Annotated in this window: 12 protein-coding genes; 9 read left to right on the top strand and 3 right to left on the bottom strand. The window is 66.5% G+C overall.

Translation table 11 applies throughout. From position 1 onward, the window contains the following. The first annotated feature begins 8 nt into the window (after positions 1-8). Positions 9-353, top strand: coding sequence for an iron-sulfur cluster assembly accessory protein (locus TSH20_RS10600; protein ID WP_109074695.1), 345 nt, complete (start codon positions 9-11; stop codon positions 351-353). A gap of 128 nt (positions 354-481) precedes the next feature. After that, a complete protein-coding gene (locus tag TSH20_RS10595; RefSeq protein ID WP_109156395.1) occupies positions 482-1,330 on the top strand; it encodes a hypothetical protein in 849 nt (282 codons plus the stop codon). 10 nt (positions 1,331-1,340) lie between these two features. Here TSH20_RS10595 and TSH20_RS10590 read toward each other — a convergent pair whose 3' ends face one another. Together TSH20_RS10590 and TSH20_RS10585 are read right to left on the bottom strand one after the other, a co-directional pair. Continuing rightward, complete coding sequence (locus tag TSH20_RS10590; protein WP_109074693.1) at positions 1,341-2,231, bottom strand: pirin family protein; 891 nt, start codon at positions 2,229-2,231, stop codon at positions 1,341-1,343. Between the two features lie 34 nt (positions 2,232-2,265). Continuing rightward, entirely contained in the window at positions 2,266-2,592 is a 327-nt protein-coding gene (locus TSH20_RS10585; RefSeq protein ID WP_109074714.1) for an antibiotic biosynthesis monooxygenase, read from the bottom strand. Positions 2,593-3,062: 470 nt separating this feature from the next. Here TSH20_RS10585 and TSH20_RS10580 point away from each other — a divergent pair, with 470 nt between their 5' ends. After that, positions 3,063-6,077, top strand: coding sequence for an MASE3 domain-containing protein (locus TSH20_RS10580; RefSeq protein ID WP_109074692.1), 3,015 nt, complete (start codon positions 3,063-3,065; stop codon positions 6,075-6,077). Between the two features lie 24 nt (positions 6,078-6,101). Here TSH20_RS10580 and TSH20_RS10575 read toward each other — a convergent pair whose 3' ends face one another. Next, a complete protein-coding gene (locus tag TSH20_RS10575; RefSeq protein ID WP_109074691.1) occupies positions 6,102-7,211 on the bottom strand; it encodes an ABC transporter substrate-binding protein in 1,110 nt (369 codons plus the stop codon). A 243-nt stretch (positions 7,212-7,454) separates the two neighbouring features. Between TSH20_RS10575 and TSH20_RS10570 the strand changes: the two genes are divergently transcribed. The 6 genes from TSH20_RS10570 to TSH20_RS10545 all read left to right on the top strand — a co-directional run bounded on the left by TSH20_RS10570 (position 7,455) and on the right by TSH20_RS10545 (position 13,176). Further along, entirely contained in the window at positions 7,455-8,267 is an 813-nt protein-coding gene (locus TSH20_RS10570) for an IclR family transcriptional regulator (RefSeq protein WP_109074713.1), read from the top strand. After that, entirely contained in the window at positions 8,252-9,286 is a 1,035-nt protein-coding gene (locus TSH20_RS10565; protein WP_109074690.1) for a 2-dehydro-3-deoxygalactonokinase, read from the top strand. Before TSH20_RS10570 ends, TSH20_RS10565 begins: the two co-directional genes overlap by 16 nt. Further along, positions 9,283-9,936, top strand: coding sequence for a 2-dehydro-3-deoxy-6-phosphogalactonate aldolase (locus tag TSH20_RS10560; protein ID WP_109074689.1), 654 nt, complete (start codon positions 9,283-9,285; stop codon positions 9,934-9,936). Before TSH20_RS10565 ends, TSH20_RS10560 begins: the two co-directional genes overlap by 4 nt. 65 nt (positions 9,937-10,001) lie before the next feature. After that, on the top strand, positions 10,002-10,991 hold the full coding sequence (locus TSH20_RS10555; RefSeq protein ID WP_109074688.1) for a tripartite tricarboxylate transporter substrate binding protein: 990 nt from the start codon (positions 10,002-10,004) through the stop codon (positions 10,989-10,991). Between the two features lie 67 nt (positions 10,992-11,058). Then, positions 11,059-11,595, top strand: coding sequence for a tripartite tricarboxylate transporter TctB family protein (locus TSH20_RS10550; RefSeq protein WP_109074687.1), 537 nt, complete (start codon positions 11,059-11,061; stop codon positions 11,593-11,595). 51 nt (positions 11,596-11,646) lie between these two features. Further along, positions 11,647-13,176: a tripartite tricarboxylate transporter permease gene (locus TSH20_RS10545; protein ID WP_109074686.1), complete on the top strand. Its 1,530-nt coding sequence runs from the start codon at positions 11,647-11,649 to the stop codon at positions 13,174-13,176. Positions 13,177-13,195: the final 19 nt, after the last annotated feature.

Below are 13,195 nucleotides of genomic sequence, written 5' to 3'. Positions count from 1 at the left end.
CCGTCACCATGGCCCGTTCCCTGCCCAAGGCGCTCACGATCACCGACGCCGCCGCGGATCGCGTCAAGGCGCTGATGTCCAAGGCCAACGACGAAGTCGTCGGCCTGCGCATCGGCGTGAAGGCGCGCGGCTGCTCCGGCCTCAGCTATGACGTTCAGTATGCCAAGGAAAAGCTGAAGTTCGACGAGGTGGTGGAGGACAAGGGCGTCACCGTCCTGATCGACCCGGCCGCCGTCATGTTCCTGATCGGCAGCGAGATGGACTATGTCGACGACAAGTTCCAGACCGGCTTCGTTTTCAAGAATCCGAACGAGAAGGGCCGCTGCGGCTGCGGCGAGAGCTTCCACGTTTGAGGCCCGGCGCACCTCCACCGCTGCTCGCGGCGGTGGAGGAAACATCATTTTAAATGCCGCGTAATTTTGACTCATACCCGCGCTTGCGCTATGGTGATTGTATCGCCACGCAAGGTTGGGGGTGCGAGATGGTGCAGAGCGTTTACAGCAATGCCTGGGCGTCGCTGACAACCAAGACTGGGACCATCGCCGCAACTGGCCAAACCTTCGTCGGCAAAGCCGCACCCTCCTCTCCGCCCGCCGTGTCAGCGGCATCGGGCGGCGACACCGTTTCGGTCAGCAAGCTCGGCAAAGCCCTGACCGGACTGGCGGCGAAGGCTTTCGAGCATCTCGACACCGACAGCAAGAAGCAGTTGGAAGGTCTTGTCGAATCAGGCCGCGTTTCCGCCGACGACGCGGTGAAGGGGCTGCGATCCCTGGCAAAGAGCGCGCTGTTCAATCGGTTTATTGGGGAAGCTCCTGTAACCGCCGAAGAGGCGGAAGCCGGTGCAAAAGGCAAAGCCATCAGCGAGCGGCGCCTTGCCGCAATGAAGGCTGGCCCCCCGCAGGACATGCGGGACGCTATGAGAGATCTGGTCCAGCTGACCGATGCGAAAAACAATGGCACCGTCAGCAAGGAAGATGCCGATGCGAGTTTGGTCGAAATCGGCAAACGCCTGCGGGCTGGCAGCGCGCAAATGGCTCAAGCGGTCAGCCAGGAAGACAGCGAAGAGGAGCATCGACTGCTGAACGTCGTGTTCGGAAGCAAGGCCAATCGCTTCGCTGATGTCGATTTTGGCGAAGACGACCACGAAACCCGTACGACAACCAGCAAGATACAGAGCAAAGACGAACTTGATGCGGAGGAGCGGCTCTTCGCAGCCGGCTTCGACCTCCGCACAAATGCATTGTCCCGCTTCGCCGCCGACTATGACATTCCTGGCCTCGGGAAAAAAGCCATGCCTCCATGGAAATACATGGGTCCCATCAGCAAGTAATGCATCAGCCTCACGACATCGGATTGGCCGGCTTCGGCATCTCCGGCAGCGGAATGAATTCGCCGTCGTCCAGGTCCGGCAGCTTCATGCGCCCGGCCCGCCAGTCGGCCTTGGCCTGTTCGATGCGCTCCTTCGATGAAGACACAAAGTTCCAGTCGATGAAGCGCTGCCCCAGCGGCTCGCCGCCGATCGCCATGACGATCGACTGCGTGGCGGCGGTCAGTTGCGCCGGCTGCCCGGGGGCGAAGACGATCATCCGCCCGGCTTCGACGTGCTGACCCTCGGCCTCCACGCTACCGGCCACCACATAGGCCGCGCGCTCCCACCCGTCTTCCGGCAAGGACACGCGGGCGCCGGGGGCGAGATCCCAGTGGATGTAGAACAGCGGCGAATGAGTCTTCACCCCCGCTTTGGAACCGAAGGCCTCCCCCGCCACCAGCCGGCCGCGCACGCCACCCTCCTCGAATACCGGCAGGTCGCCTGTTCCGTAATGGCTGAAGGCCGGATCGGTCTCCTCGTCCGCTTCGGGCAGGGCGACCCAGGCCTGGATTCCATGCATCCGCCCGCCTTCCATCCGGGCGCGCTCGAAGCGTTCGGAATGGGTGATGCCGCGCCCGGCGGTCATCCAGTTCACCTCGCCCGGCCGGATCGCCTGTTCGGAGCCCACGCTGTCGCGGTGCATGATCTCGCCCTCGAACAGGTAGGTAACGGTCGACAGCCCGATGTGCGGGTGGGGGCGCACGTCGACGTCGCGGGGCAGGCCCGGCTCGAAATCGACCGGCCCCATATGGTCGAAGAAAACGAAGGGGCCGACCATCCGCCGCTGAACGAAGGGCAGAATCCGCCCCACTTCGAATCCGCCGAGGCTCTTTCGCCGCTGCTCGATCACCAGCTCCAGCATGGGTCTTCCTCCCGTCGGTTCAAATGTTTTGGGGTCAGGCGTTCGGATCGCGCGGCACGGTCTGGATCACTTCGAACTCTTCGAACTCCGGCGGCCCGACATACAGCGGCTTGCGCGCGCCGGCGTTGCCATGAGCGTTGCGGAAGGCCTCCGACCGCGTCCAGGCCTGGAAAGCGGCTTCCGAGTCCCACACGGTGTGGGAGGAATAGAGCCGGTACTCTTCGCGGTCCGGCCCGCGCAGCATATGGAATTCGACGAAGCCCGGCACCTTGTGCAGATGGACCTCGCGGTTCAGCCAGACCTCTTCGAATTCCTGCTCGGCCCCGTGGCGGACCTTGAAACGGTTCATCGCGATGAACATGCGCATTCCTTCCCGATTGGTCGACGGGCCTGACCCGGTTCGAGGATAAGGGTGGAAGGCCAGACCGGCAATCGACCTGACGCCGCTCCCCCATATGCCCGATCAGAACCGGGGCCGGGGCAATGGCTCACCGCCGAGCAGTCGACATTTTTCCTTATATTCCAGTAGCTTGCGACGGATTTTCTCTGCCGCTCCCGCAGACCGTCCCCGGCTGGGGTAAAATGCCCTCCCCCTCACCTGCCCCGAAGGCCCCCGCATGCACAGCATCCGCCAAGCCCCGACCTCCCCAGCCGATCCCGGCGGATGAAACATTGAACAGTCGCCACGGAGATGTTTCACGGTGTTTCAAACCTTCGGAACGGCGGGAGGCGGCGGAGCATGGACTGCCGATACCGTTAAGCTCTAATATACGCAAAAGAGGTATAAACACCGCAAACCGGGCGACCGACCAAGCGGCCAGGGGGGACGGAATGACTTCAACAGGTCCGGCGAAGACGGGGGCGCTGCAGGGTCGCACGAAGCCGCCCGGCGCCATCGCGACGCTCATCATCCTCTCCATTCCCTTCCTGCTGGTCCTTCAGGCCGCCCGTCTCCCCGGTTCGATGGAAATCGCGCATTACCTGCCGCTGCATACCTTCTTCGAAACCTTCGCGATCGCCGTCGCCGCCCTGATCTTCGCCATCGGCTGGCATTCCCACACCGCCGAGACTCCGCCGGCCCTGCTGGCCCTGTCCACCGGCTTCCTCGGCGTGGCGCTGCTCGATTTCGGTCATCTGCTGTCCTATGCGGGAATGCCCGACTTCGTAACGCCGTCGGGGCCGGAGAAAGCCATCGCCTTCTGGCTCGGCGCCCGGCTGATGGCGGCGATCGCCCTGCTGATGGCGGCGACCCTGCCCTGGCGCCCGGGATCGGCGGCGCTGCGCTATCCGCTGATCGTCGGGGTGCTGCTGGCCACCGCCGCGCTGTTCTTCGCCATCCTGTGGTACCCGGACCTGCTGCCGCGCACCTATCTGCCCGGCCAGGGGCTGACGCCGCTGAAGGTGGCGGCCGAATATGCGCTGGTTCTTCTCTATGCCGGCGCCGCCCTGATTTTCCACCGCCGCCGGCGCGCGGCGCAGACTCTGGACGTCTATCGCCTTGTCATCGCCGCCGTCGCCATCGCGATCAGCGAGATGTGCTTCACGCTCTATCTCAGCGTCTACGACCTCGCCAATGTGGCCGGGCACATCTACAAGGTCATCGGCTATTGGTATCTGTACCGGGCCGTGTTCGTCACCGCCGTGCACCATCCCTATGACGCCCTGCACAGTTCCCAGCGCGACCTGTGGCGGGAGAAGGAGCGGGCGCGCGTCACGCTGCTGTCGATCGGCGACGGGCTGATCGCCACCGACACCGCCGGCCGCGTTGCCCTGATGAACCCGGTGGCGGAACGCCTGACAGGCTGGACGGTGGCCGAAGCGGTCGGCCGACCGGTCGCCGAGGTGTTCGATATCGAGAATGCCGAGACGGGACAACGGGTGCCGGTGCCGGTCCAGCAGGTGCTGGAGAACGGCCAGATGGTCGGCCTGGCCAACCACACGGTGCTGGTGGCGCGCGACGGCAGCCGCAGCCACATCGCCGACATGGCGTCCCCCATCCGCGACCACGACGGCGCGCTGCACGGCGTCGTCATGGTCTTCCAGGACGTGACCGAGACCTATGCCAGCCGCGAGGCGTTGAAGGACAGCCTGTCGCTGAACACCGGCATCCTGGAGAGCGCGGCCTGCGGCATCATCGCCACCACGCTTGACGGCGTCGTCCGCGTCTTCAACCGCGAGGCGGAGCGGATCTTCGGTTATCCGTCGGAGGAGATCGTCGGCACAACCGACCTGCCGCGCCTGTACGACCAGGACGAACTGCGCGCCCATGCCGACATCCTTTCCGCGGAACTGGGCCGGCCGGTGCGGGCGGGTTTCGATGCGCTGGTCGCCCGCACCCGTGATCGCGGCCAGCCCGAACCCGGCGAATGGACCGGACTGCGCAGGGATGGCGCGCGCATTTCCGTTTCCACCCTGACCAGCATGCTGCGCGACAGCGGCGGCTCGGTGCGCGGCTACCTGACCGTGGTGATGGACGTCACCGAACGGAAGCGGACGGAGCGGCAGATCGAAAAGCTCGCCTACTACGACCCGCTGACCGACCTGCCGAACCGCCGCCTGCTGCTGGAGTATCTCGACGGTCATCTGCGGGCTGCGCGCCAGACCGGCCGCTATGGCGCGCTGATGTTCCTCGACCTCGACGATTTCAAGGGACTGAACGACGCCCGCGGCCACATCGTCGGCGACATGCTGCTGCGCGAACTGGCGGCGCGGCTGAACGCCACCCTGCGCAAGGGCGATCTGGTCAGCCGGCTGAGCGGCGACGAGTTCGTCATCCTTCTGCCCGACCTGGGTGCGACGGCGGACGAGGGGGCGGAGATCGCCCGGCGGGTGGCGGAAAAGCTGCGGTTGGCGGTCGCCCAGCCCTTCCAGCTCGACCGTTGCGAACACAGCATCTTCGCCAGCATCGGCCTGACCGTCTTCCCCAAGTCGCCGGACGAATCGGTGGAGGACCTGCTGAAACAGGCGGACACCGCCATGTATGCCGCCAAGGACGGCGGACGGAACACCATCCGCGACTATGACCCCACCATGCTGGTGGACGCCCAGGCGCGTCTGCTGTTGCAGCAGGATTTGCGCAAGGCGGTCGATGCCGGGGAATTCACCCTGTTCCTGCAGCCGCAGACCCGGGCTGACGGCACGCTGGTGGCGGCGGAGGCGCTGATCCGCTGGCAGCATCCGCAGCGCGGCTTCGTCGCCCCCGGCGCCTTCATTGCGGTGGCGGAGGAGTCCGGTCTGATCCTGCCGCTGGGCGACTGGATCCTGCTGGAGGCCTGTCATGTGCTGCGCCGTCTGGCCGATGCCGGCAGCGACTGCCACCTGTCGGTCAACATCAGCCCGCGCCAGTTCCGTCAGCAGACCTTCTGCGCGGGCGTCATCGCCGCCCTGCGCGCCACCCGCACCGACCCGCGCCGTCTGACGCTGGAGATCACCGAGGGCATCGCCGTCAGCGACTGCGCCGACACCGTCGCCAAGATGTCGGAACTGGCGGCCTTCGGGATTGCCTTCTCACTGGACGATTTCGGCACCGGCTTCTCGTCGCTGTCCTACCTGAAACAGTTGCCGGTGGGGGAAATCAAGATCGACCGCTCCTTCGTCCAGGATGTCAACCACAACAGCCACAATGCCGTGCTGGTGGAGACGATGCTGTCGATTGCCAGCCGGCTCGGCCTGAAGGCGGTGGCGGAGGGGGTGGAGACGGCAGCCGAACGGGACTTCCTGGAAGACCGCGGTTGCACGATCTTCCAGGGTTATTATTTCGATCGGCCGATGCCTGTCGAAGACTTCATCCGCAAATACGTGACGAAGTCGGAACTCACAGTCATGGAAGAGCCGGCCCATGCCTGAGGCCGGGCCGGCTCTGGAACCCTGTTACTTCTGGGCAATCATCTTGGGCTGGCCGTTGCTCCAGACATACATGACGTAGTTCGGCTTGGTGATGTCACCCTTCTTGTCGAACTCCACCGGGCCGACAACAGTGTCGAAGCTGTTGGCGTGCAGGGCCTTCGCCAACTTCCCGCTGTCGGTGCCGCCGGACTTCTGCAGGCCCTCGGCAATGACCTGGACCGCGGCGTAGCTGTAGAAGGCGAAGTTGCCCGGCTCCGGCAGGCCGGCCTTCTTGAAGGAGGCGATCAGTTCCTGCGCCTTGGGATCGCTGGCCGCCGACGCGCTGTCGGTGTAGAGCGTGCCCTCGCCGGCCGGACCGGTGATCGACCAGTATTCCTGGTTGTTCAGGCCGTCACCGGCGATGAACTGCGGCTTCAGCCCCTGCTCCTGCGCCTGACGGACGATCAGACCCAGTTCCGGATGGTAACCGCCGTAATAGACGGCATCGATGTTCTTGTCCTTCAGGCTGGTGATCAGCGCCGAGAAGTCCTTCTCGCCGGCCGTCACCGACCCGCGATAGGCGACCTTGCCACCCGCCTTCTCCAGCGTCTGCACCACGACGTCGGCCAGCCCCTTGCCATAGGCCTGCTTGTCGTCCAGCACGGCGATGTTCTTGCCCTTGAAGTGCTCAGCCAGATAATTGCCGGCAACCACGCCCTGCTGGTCGTCACGGCCGCAGACGCGGAAGATGTTCGGATGGCCCTTGGCGGTCAGCAGCGGGTTGGTGGCGGTCGGGGTGACCATCACCACGCCTTCCTCCTGGTAGACGTCGGCCGCCGGGATGCTGGCGCCGGAGCAGAGATGGCCGACCACGGCGGTAACCTGATCGCGCACGAACTGGTTGGCGACGGCCACCGCCTGCCGCGGGTCGCAGGCGTCGTCGCCCACCTTCAGCACCAGCTTCTGGCCCAGCACGCCGCCCTTGGCGTTGATGTCCGCGACCGCCTGCTTGGCGCCATACACCGACTGCTCACCCAGTGCCGCCACCGGCCCCGTGGTCGCCGTGCCGAGTCCGATCACGATGTCGGCCTGCGCCGTGCCGAAGCCGGCCAGCAGCGCCGTCGCGCTGACGAAGGAAAGGACGGTGAGACGCATGGTTGGTTCTCCCAGGATTGCTGTTTTGTACGGGACCATATCCGCCGGTCCCGGCATGTTTCCTTTTCTGACCGATACGACAGGAATTTGAAAGCGCGATCATGGGTTTCGCAGCGCTTCGAAGGGAGCCGCGACCGTTCGTCGCCGTTATGAGTGTCCCACTATTTGGTATCATGCAAAATTATTTGACACACTTTGGCGCATGCGCCAGCATCGGGGAAATCAATGGTGGTCAAACAAACCATGGGCGCGGAGATGGGAGCGACAGAGCAGGAGGCTGATGCCGGAAGGACCCAGGGCACCGGAACACAGACCTTGCTGCGCGGACTTGCGCTTCTGGAATGCGTGGCGGACAACATCGGCGACGTGAAGGGCATCGCAGCACGGCTCGGCACCCCGCGCAGCACCACCAACCGCATGCTCACCAGTCTGGTGGCGGAGGGCTATCTCCACCACATCCCCTACAAGGGCTACCTGCTGGGACCCAAGCTCATCCAACTCGGCATGAAGGCGCTGGAACAGCGCCCGCTGGTCGCCATCGCCCGCCCGCATATCGAGGCGCTGGCCCAGGCAACCGGCGACACCGTCCACCTCGGCGTCGAGGAGAATGGCGAGGTGTTCTACCTCGACAAGATCCCCGGCACCCGCGGGCTGGAAATGCGGTCGCGCACCGGACAGCGTATGCCGCTCGCCTCCACCGGACTGGGCAAGGCGCTGATGCTTGGGATGCCGCCGGCGCGCTGGCGGGTGCTCCATGCGATGACCTGTCCGGCAGAGTCGCCCGCCGGCCGCCCGCGTCCGGCGGACCTGCCGGTGTTCGAGGAACAACTGAACCGCTACGTCGCCCAGGGATGGGCGATGGATTTGGAAGAGAACGAACTCGGCATCCGCTGCGTCGCCGCACCGGTGCGCGACGGCCGGAATCTGGTGGTGGCGGCGGTCAGCGTCGCCAGCGCCGTCCCCTACATGCCTGACGACCGCATGGCGACGCTGGGCCCGCTGGTCCGCGCGACGGCGGAGGCAATTTCCAAGGATCTGGGATGGACCTCACCGTAACCTCCTCTGCCGGAACCACCTCCGACCGTCCCGCGCTGATCGCGCTGGATTGGGGCACGTCGAGCCTGCGCGGCTTCCTGCTGGACGGCTCCGCCCGCATTCTGGCCGAGCGGTCGAACGGACACGGCATTCAGAACCTACCGCAGCCCGGCGCCGCGGGTTTCGATGCGGCATTGACCCTTCTGTGCGGCGACTGGCTGGACACCCACCCCACCCTGCCGGTGGTGGCCGGCGGCATGGTCGGCAGCGCCCAGGGCTGGGTCGAGGCGCCCTATGTCACCACGCCGGCCGACGCAACGACGCTGGCCGACCAGGCGGCACGGGTCGAGACGGCGGCCGACCGCCAGATCCTGATTGCGCCGGGCGTCCTGCATGATCCCGGCACCGCGATTCCCGACGTGATGCGGGGCGAGGAAATCCAGATCGCCGGAGCGCTGGCCGAGAATGCCGGTTGGGCGCGCAACGCCTGCGTCGCCATGCCCGGCACCCACTCCAAATGGGTCCAGGTCGCCGACGGCCGCATCGCCGGCTTCTCCACCTACATGACGGGTGAACTGTTCGCGGTCCTGAAGACGCACTCCCTGCTCGGCCGCCTGATGCCGGCCGGGGTCGACGCGACGCCGGAGGATGAGGAGGCGGCCTTCACCATCGGCATCCGGGCGGCGCAATCGGCCGGGCCGGGCGACCTGCCGCACCAGCTGTTCGCCACCCGCACGCTGGGGCTGACCAAGCGCCTGCCGCCGGAAGCGCTGGCGCATTATCTGTCGGGCCTGCTGATCGGGCACGAGCTGCGGTCCGGACTGGCGCTTCTGGCAGAGATGCCGGCCGGCACGCCGCTGCTGCTGATCGGCGATCCGGCGCTTTGCCGCCGCTACAACCGCGGCCTCGCCGCCTTCGGCACCACGCCTGCCGCGCAGCTTGGCAATACCGCCCCCCGCGGCCTGTTCCAGTTCGCCGCGGCGGCCGGACTGCTGTCCTCCGCATCTGCCACGCCCTCCAGCATCAAGAGCGCACCATGACAGAGCTTTCGCTTTCCGCCCGCGTCGACGCCGCCTTCGCCGCCCTGCCGCTGGTCGCGATCCTGCGCGGCCTCACTCCGGCGGAGGCTGTGCCTGCGGCCAATGCGCTCTATGACGCCGGCTTCCGGCTGATCGAGGTGCCGCTGAACTCGCCCGATCCGTTCGACAGCATCGAGGCCATCCGTCGCGCCCTGCCGCGGGACGCGCTGGTTGGCGCCGGGACGGTCCTGGCGCTGGATCAGGTCGACAGGCTGGCCGCCATCGGCGCCGATCTGGTGGTGATGCCGCATGCGGACACCGCGATCATCCGCGCCGCCAAGTCGCGGTCGATGATCTGTGTTCCCGGCGTCGCCACCGCGACGGAGGCCTTTGCGGCGCTCGCCGCCGGCGCCGATGCGCTGAAGCTGTTCCCGGCGGAGCAGATCACCCCGCCGGTGGTGAAGGCTCTGCGCGCGGTGGTTCCGCACAGCGTGCGGCTGCTCCCCGTCGGCGGAATCACGCCCGATACCATGCAGCCTTACCGGGTTGCGGGTGCCGCCGGCTTCGGTCTTGGCTCCGCCCTCTACAGCCCGGGCTTGCCGGTTGCCGACTTGGCCGCCCGTGCGGCCCGCTTCGCCCAGGCTTGGGCGGAAGGGACCGCCGTCCGCTGAATTCACCTTCCATTTTCATCACCCAACGACCGGCGCACACGCCGGCGCACCTTAGAGGGAATCCCATGAAGGTTACCAATCGCCTTTCCCGCCGTGCACTGACGGTCGGCCTGTCCGCGGGCGTGCTGATCGCCGGAGCCGCGACCCTGCCCGGTGCGGCCTTTGCCGCCGACTATCCGACCAAGCCGATCGAGTTGATCGTCCCCTACGCCGCCGGCGGCGGCACCGACCTCGTCGCCCGCGCCTTCGCCGACGCGGCGAAGAAGCAACTGCCGCAGTCGATGGGCGTGGTCAACAAGACCGGCGGCGGCGGCGCCGTCGGCCTGACCGAGATCATGGCCGCCCGTCCCGACGGCTACAAGATCGGCATGGGCACGGTGGAGATCACCCTGCTGCCGCATATGGGTGTCGCCCGCTTCACCGTGGACGACTTCACGCCCATCGCCCGCCTGAATGCGGAGCCGAGCGCCATCACGGTCAAGGCCGACGCGCCCTGGAAGACGATCGAGGAGTTCCTGGACTACGCCAAGGCCAATCCCGGCAAGGTGCGCATCGGCAACTCCGGCACCGGCGCCATCTGGCACCTTGCTGCCGAAGCGATGCAGGAAAAGACCGGCACGACCTTCAACCATGTCCCCTTCGACGGCGCCAACCCGGCCGTCACCTCGCTGCTGGGCGGCCATATCGAGGCGGTTTCGGTCAGCCCGGCTGAGGTGTCGAGCCAGCTCGCCGCCGGCCAGCTCCGCATGTTGGCCGTCATGGCTGACCAGCGCCAGAAAGCCTTCCCCGACGTGCCCACGCTGAAGGAGAAGGGCATCGACCTGTCCGTCGCCACCTGGCGCGGCATCGTCGTGCCGAAGAAGACCCCGGCCGCGGTGGTCGAAACCCTGCGCACCGCCAGCAAGGCCGCGGCGGAGGACCAGGGCTTCCGTGACCAGCTGGCCAAGATGAACCTGACCTGGGCCTATGCCGACGGTCCGGAGTTCGGTCAGGTCATGCAGAAGGACAACGCCTTCTTCAAGGGCCTGATGACCAAGCTGGGCATGGCGAAGTAACGCCTGACCGACGCAGCCCCCGGCGGTTCGCCGCCGGGATTTCTTCATCGGTTGAGGAGACCGGACCATGAGCAACCCGCCCGCCGGGAGCGACCGCCCCGGCTCCAGCGACGATTCCGGCATCGCCATGCCGCTGACGACCAAGATCGCCAACCTGGTGATCTCCGTCGTTCTGATCGCGGTCGCCGCATCGGCCATCGCCGCGACATCCGATTTTCCGAAGAGCATGCTCGCCGCCGATGTCGGCGCCGCGCGCTTCCCCATCATCCATGCCGGCGCGCTGATCCTGCTGTGCCTGATCCTGATCGCCAACACGCTGCGTACACCCACCGCCCCCGCCGCCAATGGGCAGGGGCCGGTCGGCATTGCCGGCTATGCCGGCGTCGCGCTGGGGATGCTGGCGACCGGCGCCTGCATCGCCGCCATGGAGCAGGTCGGCTATGGTCCGGCCACCGCCATCTACATGGCGGTCATCATGGCGTTGATGGGACAACGCAGCCCGGTGTGGAATCCGGTGCTGGCGGTCGGCGTGACCGCGCTGGTCTACGGCGTTTTCCATTACCTGCTGCAGGTGCCGCTGCCGGTTGGGAGCCTGTTCGAATGACCAGCCGCCCCCTTCCCGTTACCACCCCTTGCCCGGTGGGAGACAGCCGCCATGCATGAACTCAATCTTCTGATGGGCGGCTTCGCCACGCTGGCGTCGAACCCGCTGGCGCTGCTTCTGGCACTGGTCGGCGTAGCGCTGGGCATCGTCATCGGCGCCCTTCCCGGCCTGACCGCGACCATGGGCGTCGCCATCCTGCTGCCCTTCACCTTCGGCATGGACCCGGTGTCCGGCCTGCTGATGATTTCCGGCGTCTTCTTCGGCGGCGTCTATGGCGGGTCGGTGACGGCGATCCTGCTGCGCATTCCCGGCACCCCGGCCGCCGCCGCCACGGCGATGGATGGCTTCGAGCTGACAAGAAAGGGCATGGCCGGCGTGGCGCTCGGCACGGCGACGCTGTCCTCCTTCCTGGGTGGCACCGCCAGCATCATCGTGCTGATCTTCATGGCCCCGATCCTGGCCGGCTTCGCCCTTGAGTTCAGCGCGCCGGAGAGCTTCGCGCTGGCCGTCTTCGGATTGAGCATCATCGCCAGCATCTCCGGCCGCTCGGTCATCAAGGGCCTGATCGCCGGCTTCCTCGGGCTGCTGATCGCCACGGTCGGCATGGACCCGATGGACGGCTTTCCCCGCTACACCGGCGGCTATACAGAGCTGTTCAACGTCCCCTTCATCCCGGTGATGATCGGCCTGTTCGCCGCGGCCGAAGCCTTCAAGACGCTGGAGGACCCGAAGGTCCGCCTGGGCATGGCGGCGGCGCTGGGCCGCATCCTGCCGGATTGGCCGACCTATCGCCGCATGCTGGGCACGGTGGCACGCTCCTCCGGCCTCGGCATCGTGATCGGCATCATTCCGGGTGCCGGCGCCGACATTGCCGCCTATGTCGCCTACAACGAGGCCAAGCGGTTCAGCCGGACGCCGGAGAATTACGGCAAGGGTGAACTGGCCGGTGTCGCCGCGTGCGAAGCCGGCGCCAACGGCTGCACCGGCGGCGCGCTGCTGACCATGCTGACGCTGGGCATTCCGGGTGACGCGGTGACGGCGGTGATGCTGGGCGCGCTGACGCTGCAGGGGCTGCAGCCGGGGCCGCTGCTGCTGAAGGAGCATGCGGATCTGGTCTTCACCCTGTTCGCCGGCATGCTGTTCTGCTACGTCGCCATGCTGGTGATCGGGCTGGGCTCCCTGCGCTTCATGGGCCGGGTCCTGCAAATGCCGAAGTCGGTGCTGACGCCGGTGATCCTGGTCCTGTGCATCGTCGGCACCTACGCCATCAACAACAGCCTGTTCGACATCTGGATCATGCTGGCGGCAGGTGTCGCCGGATACTTCATGCAGAAGTGGGACTTCCCGGCCTCCCCGGTGGTGCTGGCGCTGATCATGGGGCCGATGGCGGAGGCCAATTTCCGCCGGGCGCTGTCGCTGTCGGGCGGAAGCTACGACTTCCTCTACACCCGGCCGATCACTGTGGTCCTGCTGACCGTCGCCATCCTGACCCTGCTGCTGCCGCTGGTGAAGCGCTGGCGCGCTCACCGGACGGAGAGCCGGCGGGCCGGCACCGCTGGTCCCCTGAACCAAACCAGATGATTCAAGCCTGACGAAGGAA

The sequence above is a fragment of the Azospirillum sp. TSH20 genome (genome assembly GCF_003115935.1).
GTDB lineage: Bacteria > Pseudomonadota > Alphaproteobacteria > Azospirillales > Azospirillaceae > Azospirillum.
This window is presented reverse-complemented; position numbering and strand designations above follow the sequence as displayed.